16 protein-coding genes are annotated in these 17,759 nt (G+C 77.9%); 5 read left to right on the plus strand and 11 right to left on the minus strand.

The annotated features are described in order from the left end of the window. The 4 genes from AB6N23_RS11825 to AB6N23_RS11840 form a co-directional block, all read right to left on the minus strand. Positions 1 to 636, minus strand: a 636-nt coding sequence (locus AB6N23_RS11825; RefSeq protein WP_412866254.1) for a hypothetical protein, incomplete at its 3' end; no start/stop codon positions are given. Between the two features lie 19 nt (positions 637 to 655). Beyond that, complete coding sequence (locus AB6N23_RS11830) at positions 656 to 1,558, minus strand: DUF2705 family protein (RefSeq protein ID WP_412866255.1); 903 nt, start codon at positions 1,556 to 1,558, stop codon at positions 656 to 658. Beyond that, complete coding sequence (locus tag AB6N23_RS11835; protein WP_412866256.1) at positions 1,545 to 2,591, minus strand: ABC transporter ATP-binding protein; 1,047 nt, start codon at positions 2,589 to 2,591, stop codon at positions 1,545 to 1,547. Before AB6N23_RS11835 ends, AB6N23_RS11830 begins: the two co-directional genes overlap by 14 nt. A 67-nt stretch (positions 2,592 to 2,658) precedes the next feature. Beyond that, complete coding sequence (locus AB6N23_RS11840; RefSeq protein WP_412866257.1) at positions 2,659 to 3,972, minus strand: LolA family protein; 1,314 nt, start codon at positions 3,970 to 3,972, stop codon at positions 2,659 to 2,661. A gap of 105 nt (positions 3,973 to 4,077) precedes the next feature. Between AB6N23_RS11840 and AB6N23_RS11845 the strand changes: the two genes are divergently transcribed. From AB6N23_RS11845 to AB6N23_RS11865, 5 genes are all read left to right on the plus strand, one after another. Next, positions 4,078 to 4,755, plus strand: a complete 678-nt coding sequence (locus tag AB6N23_RS11845; RefSeq protein ID WP_378207385.1) for a response regulator transcription factor — start codon at positions 4,078 to 4,080, stop codon at positions 4,753 to 4,755. Further along, a complete protein-coding gene (locus tag AB6N23_RS11850) occupies positions 4,752 to 6,227 on the plus strand; it encodes a sensor histidine kinase (protein WP_412866258.1) in 1,476 nt (491 codons plus the stop codon). Before AB6N23_RS11845 ends, AB6N23_RS11850 begins: the two co-directional genes overlap by 4 nt. Positions 6,228 to 6,370: 143 nt before the next feature. Beyond that, the gene (locus AB6N23_RS11855) at positions 6,371 to 9,784 is read left to right on the plus strand and encodes a proline dehydrogenase family protein (RefSeq protein WP_412866266.1); all 3,414 of its coding nucleotides are present in this window, start codon (positions 6,371 to 6,373) and stop codon (positions 9,782 to 9,784) included. Then, positions 9,781 to 10,566 carry an alpha/beta fold hydrolase gene (locus AB6N23_RS11860; protein ID WP_412866259.1) on the plus strand — a complete coding sequence of 262 codons (786 nt, stop codon included), beginning with the start codon at positions 9,781 to 9,783 and terminating at the stop codon, positions 10,564 to 10,566. Before AB6N23_RS11855 ends, AB6N23_RS11860 begins: the two co-directional genes overlap by 4 nt. Positions 10,567 to 10,598: 32 nt before the next feature. Further along, on the plus strand, positions 10,599 to 11,660 hold the full coding sequence (locus AB6N23_RS11865; protein ID WP_412866260.1) for an esterase/lipase family protein: 1,062 nt from the start codon (positions 10,599 to 10,601) through the stop codon (positions 11,658 to 11,660). 4 nt (positions 11,661 to 11,664) lie between these two features. On the opposite strand, the gene AB6N23_RS11870 is transcribed toward AB6N23_RS11865, so the two are convergent. From AB6N23_RS11870 to AB6N23_RS11900, 7 genes are all read right to left on the minus strand, one after another. Further along, positions 11,665 to 13,086 carry a DHA2 family efflux MFS transporter permease subunit gene (locus AB6N23_RS11870; RefSeq protein WP_412866267.1) on the minus strand — a complete coding sequence of 474 codons (1,422 nt, stop codon included), beginning with the start codon at positions 13,084 to 13,086 and terminating at the stop codon, positions 11,665 to 11,667. 378 nt (positions 13,087 to 13,464) lie between these two features. Beyond that, entirely contained in the window at positions 13,465 to 14,172 is a 708-nt protein-coding gene (gene mtnN, locus AB6N23_RS11875) for a 5'-methylthioadenosine/S-adenosylhomocysteine nucleosidase (protein ID WP_412866261.1), read from the minus strand. After that, positions 14,169 to 14,621, minus strand: coding sequence for an S-ribosylhomocysteine lyase (locus tag AB6N23_RS11880; RefSeq protein ID WP_412866268.1), 453 nt, complete (start codon positions 14,619 to 14,621; stop codon positions 14,169 to 14,171). Before AB6N23_RS11880 ends, mtnN begins: the two co-directional genes overlap by 4 nt. 83 nt (positions 14,622 to 14,704) lie before the next feature. Next, positions 14,705 to 15,610: an NAD(P)H-hydrate dehydratase gene (locus AB6N23_RS11885; protein ID WP_412866262.1), complete on the minus strand. Its 906-nt coding sequence runs from the start codon at positions 15,608 to 15,610 to the stop codon at positions 14,705 to 14,707. Further along, positions 15,603 to 16,349 (minus strand): histidine phosphatase family protein, encoded by a 747-nt coding sequence (locus tag AB6N23_RS11890; RefSeq protein ID WP_412866263.1) that lies wholly within the window; start codon positions 16,347 to 16,349, stop codon positions 15,603 to 15,605. Before AB6N23_RS11890 ends, AB6N23_RS11885 begins: the two co-directional genes overlap by 8 nt. A 5-nt stretch (positions 16,350 to 16,354) precedes the next feature. Then, the gene (locus AB6N23_RS11895) at positions 16,355 to 16,594 is read right to left on the minus strand and encodes a hypothetical protein (RefSeq protein ID WP_412866264.1); all 240 of its coding nucleotides are present in this window, start codon (positions 16,592 to 16,594) and stop codon (positions 16,355 to 16,357) included. A 128-nt stretch (positions 16,595 to 16,722) separates the two neighbouring features. Then, positions 16,723 to 17,679, minus strand: a complete 957-nt coding sequence (locus AB6N23_RS11900) for a DNA-3-methyladenine glycosylase family protein (RefSeq protein WP_412866265.1) — start codon at positions 17,677 to 17,679, stop codon at positions 16,723 to 16,725. Positions 17,680 to 17,759 lie beyond the last annotated feature (80 nt).

The raw sequence follows: 17,759 nt of genomic DNA on the forward strand, positions 1-17,759 counted from the left end.
GAGCAGGCCGGCGGCACCGGTGCGCCCCGCCCGCAGCCGCAGGAACGCGTCGGCGTCGGGGCCCCCGGGCACGCGCCGCGGCAGCGAGTCGACCGCGACGAGCCACTCGGGCCAGCCGAGCGCCCGCGCGAGCGCCATGAGCCGCTCCGACTCGTGCTCCGACTCGCCGAGCTCCTCGCCGAGGAGCTCGCCGACCTCGTCGGCCGCCTCGGGCCGCCCGGCGAGCGCGGCGAGCGCCGGTGCCTGGTGGACGCCGGTCGGTCCCGACCACGCCGCGGTCTCGTCGTCGGGGTCGGCCACCGACGGGTCGGAGACGTACTCGGCGACGACGTCCGTGCCGTCCCACGCCCACAGCTGCAGCAGCTCGTCGCGGGTCACGATCACGACCACCACGGGCGTTCCCACCCGGGCCGACAGCGTGCCCGCGACCTCCTCGACGTGCTGGCGCCGGGCGGCGACGTGGCCGAGCGGTGCCTCGGGCACCGCGACGACCCAGCCGGCGTCGACCGGCCCGACCCAGCCGGAGAACCGCTCGCCGGTGAGCGCGTCGACCACGGCGTCGCGGTCGGCGCGCGTGAGGACGACGGCGTAGGTGAGGCCCTCCGAGCGGTCGACGTCGGTCCCGAAGATCGTCATGGGCCCGAGTCTGGCACCGTCAGGACGAGACGTCCGCCGTGGTGAACCGCGCCCACGCGAGCGACCCGAACACCGCGACCCAGCCGGCCTGCACCGCCAGCCCCTGCAGCAGCACGCCCGCGTCGGGCTGGATGCGCAGCATCTCGGCGAAGTCGAACCAGTGCGTGGTGAGCAGCGCCGGGTGGATCGCGTCGAGCTGGGGCAGCTGCGTCAGCACGCTGGAGACGACGGCCACGACGACGGTCGCCGCCATGGCGCCGACCGGCACCTCGGTGAGCGTGGAGAAGAACAGGCCGACGGCGACGAGCCCGGTCATCGACAGGCCGACGTACGCGACCACGCCCACGACGCGGAGCACGCCGGCCGACAGCGGGATGGTGTCGCCCGACAGGAGCGTGAGGTCGCCCAGGCCGAACAGCGCGGCGCCGACCATGAGCCCGACGACCGCGATGGCCAGCACCGCCGCCGCGGCGAACGCGAGCGCGGCGGCCGCCTTGACGAGCAGCAGCCGCGTCCGTCCCACCGGGACGACGAGCAGGTAGCGCAGCGTGCCGGCGGCGGCCTCGCCCGCGACCGCGTCGCCCGACGCGATGCCGATCGTCAGCGGCAGGAGGAACGGCAGGCACAGGAACAGGGACGCCACGACGAGGAACAGGCCGTTGCCGGTCACGCGCGTGACGAAGGGCGGGCCCTGCCCGGCGAGCGCGGAGTCCTGCGTGAGGAACAGCACGAGCGCGAGGAGCACCGGGACGAGCGCGAGGCCGACGAGCAGCACGACGTTGCGCCGTCGCCCCAGCACGAGCCGCAGCTCGGAGCGCAGCAGGCGGGCCAGGGCGCCGCGGCGGTGCCCGTCCGGCGTCACGTCGGGTGCCGTGGTGGGCGGGGTGACGGCGCCGGGCGCGGTCGTGTCAGCGGGCGACATCGAAGCCCTCCCCGGTCAGGTCCACGAACAGCTCCTCGAGCGACGGGCGCCGCACCTCGAACGCGACGAGGTCGACGCCGGCGCGCACCAGCGCGGCGGCGACGTCCTGCGGCGGCGGCGCGGCGTCGGGCAGGCCCGCGACGAGCGTGGGCTCGTCGGCGGGCGCGGGCGCGCGGCCGTCGACGCGGGCGTCCGGCAGGCCGAGGCGGCGGAGCTCGGCCAGCCCCGGCTCCACGCCGCGCGGCGTCGTGCGGACGACGACGTGCACGCCGCGCCGGGCCGTGAGCTCCGCGCGCGGGCCCTGCAGCAGGAGGCGGCCGCGTCCCATGATCCCGACGTGCGTGCACACCTGCTCGATCTCCGTGAGCAGGTGCGACGACACGAGCACGGTCGCGCCGCCGTCGGCCAGCTCGCGCACGAGGTGGCGCACCTCGCGGGTGCCCTGCGGGTCCAGGCCGTTGGTCGGCTCGTCGAGCACGAGCAGGTCGCGGGGCCGGAGCAGCGCCGCGGCGAGGCCGAGGCGCTGCTTCATGCCGAGCGAGTACTGGCGGTAGCGCTTGTCCGCGGCGGCCGCGAGGCCGACCCGCTCGAGGGCGTCGGCGGTGCGCCGCGCCCGCGTGCGGGGGTCGGTCGTCGCGTCGGCGGCGTCGACGCGCGCCAGGTTGGCGCGGCCGGAGAGGTAGGGGTGGAACGCCGGTCCCTCGACGAGCGCCCCGACGCGCGGCAGGACGCGACCCGCCGCGTCGGGCATGGGGGCGCCGAGCAGGTGCACGGTGCCGGCGGTGGGGCGCACGAGCCCGAGCAGCATGCGGATCGTCGTCGTCTTGCCCGAGCCGTTGGGCCCGAGGAAGCCGAACACCGCACCGCGCGGCACGTGCAGGTCGAGGCCGTCGACCGCGACCTGCCCGGTCGCGAAGCGCTTCGTCAGGCCGTGGGTCCGGATCGCGTCCGCGGTGTCGGCGTGCGGGCCGGACGTGGTGATCGCGGGCCCGCGCCCGTCGGCGGGCCGGGGGGCGTCCTGCGTGCGGCTCACCGCACCAGACTGCCCCGCGGCCGCCGCCGGGCGCGCGCCGGCCGCGCCGGTGGTGGTCACGACCGGCTCAGCCGGCGAGGTCGAGCAGCGTCTGCGCCGGCACCGCGCCGGCCAGCACGCGGCCGTCGTCGAGCACCAGCACGGAGAGCAGCGACGACTCGAGCAGGCGGCCGCCGGGGACGGGCGTCGTCAGCTCGTCGTACAGCGCCTGCTGGTCGAGGTCGGGCACCGGGCCCTCGCCGTCCGCGGGCACGAACTGGTCGAGCAGCTGCTGCGCGCCCTCGGACGAGCCGAAGGTCGTGTCGGGCACGGCCATCTCGGCGAGCGCGGCGGGGTCGGCGGCCAGCAGGCCCGCGACGTCGACACCGGCCAGCTGCACGACCGCGTCCCAGCCGTCGCCCGTCACCGTGACGCCCTCCGGCAGCGGCGGGGTGGCCGTCGGGTCCTCGAGCGCCTCGGTCAGCGCCTGCGGGTCCGGGGCGCCGGCGGGCAGCTCCGCCGGCTGCTCGGGCAGCGGCACGACGACGTCGCGCACGCTCGCACCGGGCGGCGGGGAGAAGGTGAGCACGGCGTCGGACGGCGCGGCGAACGTCACGTCGGTGAAGCCCACCTCGAGGGCGGGTGTGGCCGCGTCGTCGCTGCCCCAGACCTGCACGCGCAGCGGCGTCCACGTCGCTGCGTCCACCGCCACCACGATGCGGCCCACGAGGGTGTCGGCGCCGCGGGGCGTCACGACCACCTGGTACGCGTCGCGGCCGGCGACGGTCGTGGCCGCGTCGACGCCGACGGTCGCGTGCTGCTCGGCACGGGTCAGCGCGGCGCGGCCGAGCTCCTCGGGCGTCGGCAGGTCGCCCGCGACGGGCGGTGCGGCGGCGTGCGCGTCGACCATGGCGTCGAGCCGCGCGCGGTCGGCGTCGGACAGCGCGTAGTGCACGACCGCGTCGTCGGAGGACGAGTACGTCCACGCCTCCGGGCCGTCGGCGACGACCGAGTACTCCGAGGCCTGGCCGAGCAGCGACACGCGCGAGCGCTCCGCGCCGTCGGACCACACGCGCAGCGTCGACGAGCCGCCCAGCAGGCCGATCGGGTCCGCGCCGCCGACCTCGACGAGCGACAGGTCCGGCAGGCCGAGCCGGGCGGTGTGCACGACGGTGCCCGAGAGCGCCTGCGGCTCCGCCTCGACGACGCGGGCGAGCAGCTCCTCGGGCGTGACCTCGGGCAGGCCCCCCGTGCCGGCCGTGGCGAGCAGCGGCGGGGCGGCGAAGGCGGCGCCGACCGCGACGGCCGCGACGGCGGGGACGGCCCACCGCGCGCGGTGCCGGCGCACGGGGGCGGGGGAGTCGGCGGCCCGGTCGCCGGGCGCGGGGGCGGTGGTGTCCATGCCGACCACTGTCGTCCCCCACCACTGAGCACACCCTGAGAGGCACGCCGGCCCGTCCGCGCCGTGCGGCCCGCCCGGCGCCCCGCGCGGTGGGATGCTGCCGGGATGCGGGTGCTGCTGGTCGACGACGAGGTGGGGCTGACGCGCGCCCTGCGCCGGGGCCTGGCGGCGGAGGGGTTCACGGTCGACGTCGCGCACGACGGCGAGACGGGCCTGCGCCTGGCCACCGACGGCGAGTACGACGTGCTCGTCGTCGACGTGATGCTCCCGCGCCGGCACGGGTACGACGTCGTCACGACCCTGCGCGAGCGTGAGGTGTGGACGCCCGTGCTCATGCTGTCGGCCAAGGACGGCGAGCACGACGTGGCCGACGGCCTCGACGTGGGCGCCGACGACTACCTGACCAAGCCGTTCTCGTTCGTCGTGCTCGTCGCGCGCCTGCGCGCGCTCGTGCGCCGCCCGGTCGCGCCGCGGCCCGCCGTGCTCCGTGCCGGCGCCCTCGCGCTCGACCCCGCCACGCGCGAGGTCACGCGCGACGGGGCGCCCGTCGACCTCACGGTGCGCGAGACCGCGCTGCTGGAGTACCTGCTGCGGCACGGCGACCGGGTCGTCGGCAAGCTCGAGCTGCTCGACCACGTGTTCGACACCGGCGGCGAGGACCCGAACGTGGTCGAGGTCTACGTCGGCTACCTGCGCCGCAAGCTCGGCAAGGACGCGGTCGCGACCGTGCGCGGCGCGGGGTACCGGATCGGCGCGGCGGCGCCGGTGGCGCCGGCCACGTGAGCGCGCGCGGGCGGGCCGACGGCCGCGGACCCTCGACGCTGTCGCTGCGGGACCGCCTCACGCTGCTGGCCACGGGCGTCGTCGCCGTCGCGCTCGTCGCCGGGGCGCTGGCCCTGTCCGCCGTCATCGGCGCGAGCCGGGTCGCGGCCCTCGACGACGTCGTGCGGGCACGCGCGGCGACCGTCACGGCCCTCGTCGCGGACGACCGCGTGCCCGACCCGCTGCCCGTCGCCGAGCCGGGCGAGGTCGCGCAGGTGCTCGACGCCGGCGGGGGCGTCGTCGCGTCGTCCGCCACCGCCAGCCGCACGCTGCCCGTGCTCGACGCCGCGACGGTGGCGGCGTGGCGTCGCGACGCCGGCGACGGCGTCCTGGTGCGCACCACCGGCGCGAGCGCGTACGACGCGCAGGCCCGCGTCGCGGTCCGCGCCGTGACGCTCGACGGCGCCCCCGCGACCGTCGTCGCGAGCGTGCCGCTCGACGAGGTGCGCGGCGTGCTCGACGCGACGCGCCTCGCGCTCCTGCTCGTCGTGCCCGTGCTCACGCTCGGTGTCGCGCTGCTCGTGCGCACCCTGCTGGGGCGCGCGCTCGCGCCCGTCGAGGACCTGCGGGCCGCGGCGGACCGGGTCGCGCTCGCGGGCGGCCCGGGGTCGTTGCCCGTCCCGGCCGCCGACGACGAGCTCGCCGCCCTCGCGCGCACCCTCAACGCGATGCTCGACCGCCTCGAGGCGTCGGCCGCGCGGCAGCGCGCGTTCGTCGCCGACGCCGCCCACGAGCTGCGCTCGCCCGTGGCGGCGGCGCGCGCCGCCGTCGAGGTCGCCCGCGCCCACCCCGACGCGTACCCGGTCGACGAGCTGCTCGCCGATCTCGCGCCGGAGGTGGCGCGCATGCAGGCGCTCGTCGACGACCTGCTCGTGCTCGCGCGCGTCGGGGCGACGTCCGCGCCCCGCGCGCCGGTCGACCTGGCCGCTGCCGCCGGGGAGGCGGCGGCGTCCGCGGCCCCGGCGGCGGACGCGCACGCGGTGGCGCTCGAGCTGGTCGGCGCCGGCAGCGCGCTCGGCACCGACGACGGCGTGCGACGCGTGCTGCGCAACCTCGTCGCGAACGCCGCCCGGCACGCGGCGACCCGCGTGCAGGTCACCGTCGCACCGGCGCGCGTGACGGTCGACGACGACGGGCCCGGCATCGCGCCGGCGGACCGCGAGCGGGTCTTCGAGCGGTTCGTGCGCCTCGACGACGCCCGCGTCCGCGACGCGGGCGGGTCGGGCCTCGGCCTGGCGATCGCCCGTGAGGTCGCCCGCGACCTCGGCGGCGACGTCGTGCTGGGCGACGCCCCGGCGGGCGGCCTGCGGGCCGTCGTCACCCTGCCGGCCGTGCCGGCCGCCACGCCGCGGGTGCGGACGCCCGGCGCGGGGGCGGATGATGGGTCGTCCCGCGGGCGACCCCCGCGCACCCCGACCCCGGAGACCACGTGACCGTCGACGACCGGCCCGACGCACGCCCCGACCGCCCCACGGACCCCACCGGGCCGACCGGGCCCCGCGGCGTCGAGGCCACCCCCGCTCCCTCGCACGCCCGGCCGCGGGGTACCGCGGACGACCGCCACGGCCCCGCGGACCTGCGGCGGCTCGAGGACGACGCGGTGGCGCTGGTGCGCCGGTGGCTCGACGCGAGCGCGGCGGAGCCGGTCGACACGGCGGCGCAGCAGCTCGCGGACGTGCTCGCCGACCCCGACGGGCTCGCCTTCACCGTGGGCTTCGTCGACCGGGTGGTACGCCCCGAGGACGACCGCGTGGCCGCGCGCGAGCTCGCCGCGCTCGCGGCGTCCGCGCCCGCCTTCCTCGCACCGCACCTGCGCCTCGGCGTGCGGGCGGGCGCGCTCGCGGCGCGCGTCGCACCGGGCCTCGTCGTGCCGGTCGTGCGCCGTGCGCTGCGGGCGATGGTCGGGCACCTGCTCGTCGACGCGTCCGAGGCGCGCCTCGGCGCCGCGATCGCGCGGCTGCGACGGCCCGGGGTGCAGCTCAACCTCAACCTGCTCGGCGAGGCCGTGCTCGGCCGGCGCGAGGCGGACCGGCGCCTGGCGGGCATCCGGGCGCTGGTCGAGCGCGACGACGTCGACTACGTGTCCGTCAAGGTGTCGGCCGCGGTCGCCCCGCACGCGCCGTACGCGTTCGACGAGACCGTCGACGAGGTCGTCGCCCGGCTCGCGCCGCTCTACGACCGCGCGGCCGCCACGGGCACGTTCGTCAACCTCGACATGGAGGAGTACCGCGACCTGGACCTGACGGTCGCGGTGTTCACGCGCCTGCTCGACCGTCCCGAGCTGCTCGGCTGGTCGGGCGGCATCGTGCTCCAGGCGTACCTGCCGGACGCGGTGGGCGCGATGCTGCGCCTGCAGGAGTGGGCCGCGGCCCGCCGCGCGCGGGGCGGTGCCCCGGTCAAGGTGCGGCTCGTCAAGGGCGCGAACCTGCCCATGGAGCGCGTCGAGGCCGCGATGCACGGCTGGCTCACGGCCACGTGGCCCACCAAGCAGGAGACGGACACCCAGTACAAGCGCGTGCTCGACGTCGCGCTGCGCCCCGACGCGGTGGACGCCGTCCGGCTCGGCGTCGCCGGCCACAACCTGTTCGACCTCGCGCTCGCGTGGCTGCTCGCCGGCGCGCGCGGCGTCCGGGACGCGATGGACGTCGAGATGCTGCTCGGCATGGCGCAGGCGCAGGCCGAGGTGGTGCGCCGCGACGTCGGCCGCCTGCTGCTGTACGTGCCCGTCGTCCACCCGCGTGAGTTCGACGTCGCGATCGCCTACCTCGTGCGGCGGCTCGAGGAGGGCGCCAGCCCCGAGAACTTCCTGTCGGCCGCGTTCGACCTGGCCGACGACGCCTCCGCGTTCGAGCGCGAGCGCGCCCGGTTCTCCGCGTCGCTGCGGGCGCTCGACGACGCGGTGCCGGCGCCGCGGCGCACCCAGGACCGCCGACGCCCCCCGGAGCCGGTCGGCGAGGCGCCCTTCGCGAACGCGCCCGACACCGACCCGGCGCTGCCCGCGAACCGGGAGTGGGGCCGCGCGGTGCTGGCCCGCGCGGCGCGCTCGGCGCTCGGCGTCGACACGCTCGCGGCCGCGCGCCTGGACGACGCGGACGCGCTCGACCGCGTGCTCGCCACGGCCGTCGGTGCCGCCGACGCGTGGGCGGCCCGCGGCGGCCGCGGGCGCCGCGCGGTGCTGCGCGCCGCGGCGGACGCCCTCGAGGGGCGTCGCGCGGACCTGCTCGAGGTCATGGCGGCGGAGGCCGGCAAGACGCTCGACCAGGGCGACCCCGAGGTGTCCGAGGCGGTCGACTTCGCGCGGTACTACGCCGACCTGGCGCGCGGCCTCGAGCAGGTGCCCGGTGCGCGCTTCGCCCCCGCGCGCCTGACCGTCGTCACCCCGCCGTGGAACTTCCCCGTCGCGATCCCCGCGGGGTCGGTGCTGGCCGCGCTCGCCGCCGGGTCGGCGGTCGTGCTGAAGCCGGCGCCGCCCGCGCGCCGCTGCGGCGCGGTGCTCGCCGAGACGCTGTGGGCCGCGGGGGTGCCGCGCGACGTGCTGCAGCTCGTCGACGTCGACGAGCGCACGCTCGGCTCGGCGCTCGTCGCGGACCCGCGCGTCGACCGCGTGGTGCTGACCGGGTCGTGGGAGACCGCGGAGCTGTTCCGCTCGCTCCGTCCCGACCTGCCGCTGCTCGCCGAGACGTCGGGCAAGAACGCGATCGTCGTGACGCCGTCGGCCGACCTCGACCTCGCCGTGCGGGACGTCGTGGCGTCGGCGTTCGGGCACGCCGGGCAGAAGTGCTCGGCCGCGTCCCTCGTCGTGCTCGTCGGGTCGGTCGCGCGCTCGCGCCGGTTCCGCACGCAGCTGCTCGACGCCGTGACGTCGCTGCGCGTCGGACCGCCGGACGACCCCACCACCCAGATGGGCCCGCTCGTCGAGCCGGCGTCGGGCAAGCTGCTCGACGGGCTGACGACGCTCGGCCCCGGGGAGCGCTGGGCCGTCGAGCCGCGGCGGCTCGACGCCGAGGGTCGGCTCTGGACGCCCGGCGTGCGGGTCGGCGTGCGGCCGGGCTCGGACGCGCACCGCACGGAGTGGTTCGGTCCCGTGCTCGCCGTGATGACGGCGGGCACGCTGGACGAGGCGATCGCGCTGCAGAACGACGTCGACTACGGCCTCACGGCGGGGCTGCACTCGCTCGACGAGGACGAGATCACGCACTGGCTCGCGCACGTCGAGGCCGGCAACGTGTACGTCAACCGTGGCATCACCGGCGCGATCGTGCGGCGCCAGCCGTTCGGCGGGTGGAAGCGGTCGGTCGTCGGCCCGACGACCAAGGCCGGCGGGCCGCACTACCTGTTCGGCTTCGGCACGTGGCACGACGACCCGGCGACGGCGGGGCACGCGGCGGCGCCGCTGCCGGCCCCCGTGACGCGCCTGCTCGACGCGGCCGCGGCGGCTGCGCTGCCCGCGCCGGACCTGCGCGCGGTCCGTCACGCCGCGGCCGCCGCCGCCCACGTGTGGGCCACCGACCTCGGCGTGCCGACCGACGTCAGCGCGCTCGAGCCCGAGCGCGACGTGCTGCGGCACCTGCCCGTGCCCGTGCACGTGCGCCTCGCCGAGGGCGTGCCCGTCGCCGACCTGCTGCGCGTGCTGGCCGCGGGCCTCACCGCCGGTGCGACCGGGGAGGTGAGCGTCCCGGCGCCGCTGCCCGACGCGCTCACCGCGGCGGTTTCCGCCGCAGGGTTCGACGTGCACGTGCAGGACGACGCGGCGTGGGCGGGCGACCTGCCGCACGTGCCGGCCGGGCGCGTCCGGCTCGTGGGCGGGGACGTCGCCGGGGCCGCGCACGCCGCCGAGGGGCGGGCCGACCTCACCGTGCACGGCGGCCCGGTCACGTCGTCCGGGCTCGTCGAGCTGCTGCCGTTCGTGCGGGAGCAGGCCGTCAGCGTGACCGCGCACCGGTTCGGCACCCCGGACCCGCTCGCGGACCGGGTGGTGGAGGCGCTGTGATCCCGCTGCCGAGCGGCCTCAACATCCGCATCGACCGCCTGCGCCTGCAGGGCGCGCCGGTGCGCACGTGGACGACCTGGCAGGACGGCATGGACCGCGTGCCGCCGGCGGAGCGCCGCGACGTCGTGCTCGTGCACGGCATCGGCGTCAGCTCGCGGTACTTCGGCCCGCTCGCCGCCGCGCTCGGGCAGCGCGGCGTCGTGCACATGATCGACCTGCCCGGGTTCGGCGACGTGCCGCACCCCGACCGGCGCCTCGACGTGGAGGACTTCGCGTCGGTCGTCGCCGCGTGGCTGCGCCACGTCGGCCTGGTGCGGCCCACCGTCGTCGGCCACTCGATGGGCGCGCAGGTGGTGACCGAGCTGGCGGCGAAGTCGCCCGAGCTCGCCGGGCACGTCGTCCTGGTCGGGCCGACGACGGACCCGTCGGCGCGGTCCGTCGTGCGGCAGGGCCTGCGGCTGGCGCGGGCGTCGGTGCACGAGTCGCGGCGCACCCGCCACACCATCGCCCTCGACTACGTGCTGTCGGGCCCCTACTGGTACGCGAAGGTGCTGCCCAGCATGATCGCGTACCGCACCGAGGAGCGGATCGCGCAGGTGCCGGCCCCGGTCCTGGTCGTGCGCGGCGAGCACGACGCGATCGCCCCCCGGGAGTGGGTGCGACAGGTCGCCGCGGCGGCGCCGGACGGCCGGTGGGCCGAGGTCGCCGGGGCGGCGCACGCCGTGTTCGCGGACCACGCCGCTGAGGTGGCCGCCCTGGTCCGGGCGCACCAGGATCGGTGAGGAGCGCCCGCCCGGGCGCGGGGGAGGTGCCCGTGCAGGACCCGGTCGCGCAGGACGAGCTGCGGCGCACGGACACGGCGGCGCGCACCGCGGTGGGCCGCGACGTGCCGCCGCAGGAGCAGGAGGCCGGCGTGCGCGTCGGCTGGCGCCGCCGCGTGCAGCAGGCCGTCGCGTGGGGGCGGGACTACGCGTGGATCGCCGCCGCGCAGGTCGCGGCCACGCTGCGGCAGCCGCCCGCGGACGACCTCGCGACCGGCACGCGCACGCCCGTGCTGCTGCTGCCCGGCATCTACGAGACCTGGCCCGTCATGGACGGGGTCGTGCGGTACCTGCACGACGAGGGGCACCCCGTGCACGCCGTCCCCGCGCTCGGGTACAACGGCCGCACGCTCGAGGAGTCCGCGCAGCGGGTCGTGGACCGGCTCGCCGAGCTCGAGCTCGACGAGGTCGTCCTCGTCGCCCACTCCAAGGGCGGGCTCATCGGCAAGCTCGTGCTCGGGACGCCCGGCGTCGGGGACCGGGTGGCCGGCATGGTGGCCGTGAACACGCCGTTCTCGGGGTCGGTGTACGCGCGCTGGTTCCCGGTGCGGGCGGTGCGGGCGCTGTCGCCGCAGGACCCGCACGTGCTCGCCCTCGCCCGGCAGGTCGCCGCGAACGGCCGCATCTGGTCGGTGTTCGCGCGGTTCGACCCGCACGTGCCGGGCGGCAGCGAGCTGCCCGGCGCGGTGAACGTGCGCGTGCCCGTCGACGGGCACTTCCGCGCCCTCGGCGACGCGCGCGTGCACGCGGCCGTGCTCGACGGCGTCGGGCGGCTGGCCGCGGCGTGGCACGAGCGCCGCGCGGTGCCGGCCAGCGCCGCCGCCGTCGACGCCGTCCGGGCCGCGCAGGGCGTGCCGGGAGCCGGCGACGTCGCGGGCAGCGGGATGGTGGCGACCGCCGTGGAGGTCGTCGAGGCGGCCGCGGCGGCACCGACCGCGCCGGGGGACCGCGTCACGGACCCCGGCACGGACCCCGGCACGGACCCCGGGACGGTGCCGGACGCGGAGCGGCCCGCCGACGTGGACGTCGACGGGCCGCGGGACCGCGGGGTCTGAGCGGTCAGTGCCCGACGGGCCGCTCGGCACCCTCGGGCGCGGGCCGCACGAGCAGCGCGGCCGCGATCGCGGGCAGGGACAGCACCGCACCCAGCAGGAACGCCCCGCGCACACCGCCCGCCGTGGCGGTGACCGCGTCTGCGCCGTCCGTGGCCAGCCCCGTCGAGACGGCCGTGAGCACCGTGACGAACACGGCCGTGCCGGCGGCGCCCGCCACCTGCTGCACCGTGCCGATGACCGCGCTGCCGTGCGAGTACAGCCGCTGCGGCACGGAGCCGAGCGCGGACGTGAACAGCGGCGTGAAGACGAGCGCGAGGCCCGCCGACATGGTCAGGTGCGCGGCGACGAGGACCCACGGCGAGCCGCCCTCGCGCAGCAGCAGGGCCATGCCCCACACCGCCACGGACACCAGCGTCGTGCCGGGCACGAGGAGCGGCCGCGGGCCGACCCGGTCGTACGCGCGACCCACCAGCGGCGCGAGCAGCCCCATGAGCAGCCCGCCGGGCAGCAGGAGCAGGCCGGTGCGCAGCGTGTCGAGGCCGAGCACGTCCTGCGCGTAGATGGGCAGCATGATGATCGAGCCGAACAGCGACATCATCATGACCGCCATCAGCGCGACGCCGACCGCGAACGTGCGGTTGCGGAACGTGCGCAGGTCCAGCAGCGCGTCGTCCCGGCGCTGCAGGCGCAGCTGCCGCGCGACGAACACGCCGAGGCCGGCGAGGCCGACGACGAGTGCGCCCACCGTGGTCGGCTCGACCCCGCCCTGCGCGGCCTCGCCGATGTGCGAGAGGCCGAACACCAGCCCGCCGAACCCGACGGCCGACAGCGCGACCGACACCAGGTCGACGCGCGCGTGGCGCGGTTCGGTGACGTCCGGGAGCCGCAGCGCGCCGAGGACGAGCGCGGCGACCGCGATCGGGAGCACGAGCCCGAACATCCACCGCCAGGTCAGCACGGAGAGGATGAGGCCGGAGACGGTCGGGCCGATCGCCGGCGCGACGGAGATCACGACGGAGATGTTGCCCATCGTGCGGCCGCGGCCCTCGGGCGGCGTCACGTTCATGACCGTCGTCATGAGCAGCGGCAGCATGACGGCGGTGCCGAGCGCCTGCACGACGCGGCCCGCGAGCAGCAGCTCGAACCCGGGTGCCACCGCGCAGACGAGCGTGCCCAGCGAGAACGCGCCCATGGCGCCGAGGTACGCCTGCCGCGTGGTGAGGCGCTGCAGCAGGAACCCCGTCACGGGGATGACGACGGCCATCGTCAGCAGGAAGCCGGTGGTCAGCCACTGCGCGGCCGACGCGGTGACGCCCAGGTCGTCCCGCAGGCGGGGCAGCGCGACGCCCATGATCGTCTCGTTGAGGATGACGACGAAGGTCGAGACGAGGAGCAGCACGACCGCGAGGCGGTCGCGCGCGGACATGGTCGCCGGGGCCGACGCGTCAGCGGTGCCGACCGGACCGGCGGGAGCCGGTGCCGGCGTCGCCGGGCGGTCGTCGACCGTGGCGGTCGAGGCGTCGAGGTGCTGGTCGGTCACGGGTCCACCTGTCGTTCGAGGGTCCTGCGGTGCGCGGGCGCGCGGGAGCCGCCGGGCGGCGGCCACGTCGTCGGGGGGAGGACGAAAGTCTCTGGCGACAACCCCGCCGAGGTCGAGGTGATTCCGCGTCGGTGATCTCCGCGTGGTCGTCCCGCGTCGCCGGGCCTCGTCGCCCACCCGCTGCCGACCGGTCGCGCGCGGCGAACTCATCGGGGTGGTGGCGCGGAACCGTGCCACCACCCCGACGACGGTCGTGCGGGTCGCTCAGCGTGCGGGCGCGAGCACCCGGTCCAGCAGGCCGAGGACCACCGCCGCGGACCGCTCCGCGGCGTCGTCGACGTGCGCGTCGAAGTCGACGCCCGCGATCGGGCCGCAGAGGTCCGAGATGCCGCGGACCGACAGGAACGGCACGCCGAGCAGGTGCGCGGCCTGCGCGAGCGCCGCCGTCTCCATGTCGCACGCGAGGGCGTCGGGGAACGCCGCGCGCAGCGGCTCCACGCGCGCGGCGTCCACGAAGACGTCGCTCGACAGGATCGTGCCCGTACGGACCGTGAGGTCGCCCGGGTCCACGTCCGCGACGGCGGCGAGCAGCGCCGGGTCGGCGTCGTAGCGCACCGGCATGCCCGGCACCTGGCCCAGCGCGTAGCCGAAGACGCGCGCGTCCGCGGCGCCGTAGGTCGTCGACGCGCCCACGACGACGTCGCCGACGCGCACCTCGAGGCCCATGCCGCCGGCGGACCCGGCGCTCACGACGACCCGCGGCGTGTGCTCGGCGAGCGCGAGGGCGGCGGCCGTCGCGGAGTTGACCAGGCCGATGCCGCACGTGACGAGCAGCACCCGGGCGTCACCGACGTGGAGCAGGCGCCGGCGCGCGCCCGCGACCTCGGTCTCGTCGCCCACGGACGTCGCGCGCTCGAGGAACGGCGACGCCTCGACGCCCATCGCCGTGACGACGACGGCGTCGACGCTCACGCGGTGACCTGCGCCCAGCCGGCCCGCTCCGCGAGGAACGCCCGGGCGACGTCCTGCGCGCCCTCCAGCGTGTGGTTGGCGCCCCAGCCGCACTGCACCTCGTTGGCGGCCGGCACCTCGGTGGCGCCGAGGACGTCCTCGAGCGTCGCGGCGACGAGCTCCTCGACCTCCGCCTGCTCCCAGCGGCCCTCGAGCATGAGGTAGAAGCCCGTCTGGCAGCCCATCGGGGAGAAGTCGAGGACGCGGTCGCTGTGGTTGCGCGAGTGCTCGGCGAACAGGTGCTCGAGGGAGTGCACGGACGGCATCTCGAGGTACCCGTGGTTCGGCTGCGCGAAGCGCACGTCGAACTTGCTGATCACGTCGCCGTGCGGCAGCTCCTTGAGGTCCGCGAGGCGGATGTACGGCGCGGCGACGGTGCGGTGGTCCAGGTTGAAGGACTCGACGTTCATGCGAGGGGTGTCCACGCCACCAGTCTGCGCCATCCGGGCCGGGGTGCGCCGTGCGGTCCGGGGTGCGGTCGGCGGCCCGCCCGTCAGCGGACGCGGAGCTCGACCAGCACGCGCGGCAGCTCGTCGAGGAGCTCCCGGGCCAGGTAGCCGTGCGGGCCCACGCGTGCCGCGAGCCGGTCGCCCGCCGTGCCGTGCGCCTCGACGCCGAAGCACGCCGCCTGCGCCGCGTCGGCACCGCGCGCGAGCAGGCCGCCGACCGCGCCCGCCAGCACGTCGCCGCTGCCCGACGTGCCGAGGCCCGAGTAGCCCGTGGACGACTCCCACCGGCGGCCGTCCGGCGCCGCCACCCGGCCGGCGCACGCCACGACCACGCCGTACCGGTCGGCCGCGCGCGCGGCCGCGTCGTCCCCGGCGTCCTCGTCCGGGCCGTCCTCGTCGCCCAGCAGGTAGCCGACCTCGGTGCCGTTCGGCGTCAGGACGGCTCGGCCGCGGACCGCGTCCTGCAGGTCGTCCGCGTCGCGCAGCACCCCGAGCGCGAACGCGTCGAGCACGAGCGGCACGTTCCCGGCCGTGCCGGCCACGACCGCGCGCAGCAGCGCGAGCGTGCCCTCGGGGGTGTCGAGGCCCGGACCGACCACGACGACGTCCGCGCGCGCGAGCTCGCCGTCCAGCAGGCCGTCGCCGGCGCCCGTCACGGACCCCGACGCGTCCTCGGGCAGCCCCACCACGCCGGCCTCCGGCACGGCGACCGCGACGTGCGGCGCCACCGAGCCGGCCACCGCGAGCGTCAGCCGCCCCGCACCCACCCGCAGCGCGGCGAGCCCGGCCAGCATCGCGGCTCCCGGGGTGCCGCGGGCGCCGCCGACGACGCACACGCTCCCGCGCGCGTCCTTGCCGCCCGTCGGCTCGGGCAGGGGCCAGCCGCGCAGCCGCGCCGGGGTCAGCGGGCCGCCGCGGTCGGGTGCGCCGTGCGTGCCGCCGTCAGCCACCGGTGTCGTCCGTCCCCTCGTGCTCCGTCACGGCGGCGTCGAGCTCCGCCAGGTGACCCACCTCGTCGAACGCCGTGAGCAGCCACGCGCCGTCGACGCGGTCGAGCCGCGTCACCGACGCGTTGCGGATGCTGCGCTCGCGCACGACCGCCATGAGCGCGTCCTCGTCCATGGCCTCGAGCACGTAGCGCAGCAGCATGACCACGGCGTCGTGCGCGACGACCAGCACGCGCCGGCCGTCCTCCCGCTCGGCGAGGTCGCGCAGCAGCGCGCGCAGCCGCAGCGCCACGTCCGCCCACGACTCGCCCCCGGGCGGGCGGTGGTACATCTTGCCGAGCAGCCGGCGGCGCTCCGCCTCACCCGGGTGGCGCGCCTCCACGCCCGCGCGCGTGAGCCGGTCGAGCACCCCCAGCTCGCGGTCGCGCAGGCGCTCGTCGACACGCACCGGCACGTCCAGCCCGGCCGCCTCGAGCGCGGTCGCCGCCGTCTGCCGCGTGCGCACGTAGGGCGAGCACCACACGACCTCGGGCCGCTCGTCGACCGGCAGGCCGCCGAGCCAGACGCCCAGCGCACGGGCCTGCTCGCGGCCCCGGTCGGACAGCGGCGTGTCCGCGTCGCGCGTGTCGATCTCGACGACCTCGGCGCCGGCGCGCTCGGCCGCCGCCGCGGCGAGGTTGCCGACGCTCTCGCCGTGCCGGACCAGGACCAGGGACGCCGGTGCCGGTCCGCCCGGCGCCACGGCCGTCAGCGCCGGCCGCCGCGGTCGAGCGCGGGCAGGATCGTGGTCGGGATCGCGTACGCGAGCCCGAACGTGACGATGCCTGCTGCGCCGATCGCCATGCCGAGCAGGCCGTCGATGTCGAAGCCCCAGGCGATGAGGGCGAAGGAGCCCAGGAAGAAGACGAGCGACAGCACGCCGGCGGCCACCCGGCTGGGCGCCTCCGGGGCGGCGTCCTGGTGCGGCTCGGTCGTGTCGTACGCCATCGGGTCCTCCTGCGTCGTCCTCGGCCGCGGTGCTCCCGCGGGCGCCCCCAGTATCCCCGCGCGTACGGGGGTGGGGCATCCGGGGCGCCGCCGGGCGGGTCCCGGGCGGCGGGTGCGCGTACCGGTGGTCAGACCAGCGGGCGGGCGCGCGGGGCGCGCGGCCCGTACGCCGGCATCCGTCCGCGGTACGCGAGCTCGAGCAGGACGAGGACGCGCTGCCGGTGCCCGCGCCACGGCTCCAGCAGGCGCAGCATCCCGGCGTCGTCCGCGCGCCGGCCGGTCAGCGCCCACCCGACGAGGTGGCACAGGTGCGCGTCGCCGACCGACACGGCGTCGGGGTCGCCGAGCGCGCGCGACGTGACCTCGGCGACCGTCCACGGCCCGATGCCGCGCACGGTGAGCATCCGCCGGCCGAGCTCGTCCGCGCCGACGTCGGGGGTCAGTGCGTGCCCGACCTGCGCGGCGCGCCGCACGGCGTCGGAGCGCTGCGCGTCGACGCCCGCGCGCCGCCACTCCCACACGGGCAGGTCGCGCCACACCGCGGGCGGCGGCGCGACGCGCAGGCCGGCGGGTGCGGGCCCCGGCGCGGGCGTGCCGTGCCACGTGACGAGCCGCCGCCACGAGGCCTTCGCGTCGAGGCCGACCACGCGCTGCTCGAGCACGGCCGTCACGACGGTGTCCCACACGTCCCCGCTGCGGGCCAGCCGCACACCCGCGTACGTCCGCCGGGCGCGCGCGACCGCGGGGTGCAGGTGGTCGGCGAAGCCGTCCGCGTCGTCGAGGACGCCCAGCAGCCCGGGGGCGTCGGCGACGGCGTGCGCCGCGCCCGGCCCCCAGGCGTCCACCCGCACGGCGCCGGGCCCCGGCTGCAGCCGCACGGTCGCCGTGCCGGCGGGGCGGCGGACGGCGTGCCACACCGTGCCGTCCGCGGCGTGCTCCCACGTCGGGTCACCCGCGCCGCGGCGCAGCCGCCCCACCGTGCGGCGCAGGTCGACGTCCGGCGGCACGGGCACGACCGCGTGGACGTCACCGGTCGCCGACGCGTCCGCGACGGGGGTCGCGGCGGCGGAGGCGGTCGGGGGCACGGCACCAGGATGCACCCGCGCACCGACGTCCCCCTCCTGCGCCCGGGTCGCGGCCGCGCGCCACGGACGCGGGGGCGGCG

The organism is Cellulomonas pasadenensis, from assembly GCF_047229365.1.
GTDB lineage: Bacteria > Actinomycetota > Actinomycetes > Actinomycetales > Cellulomonadaceae > Cellulomonas.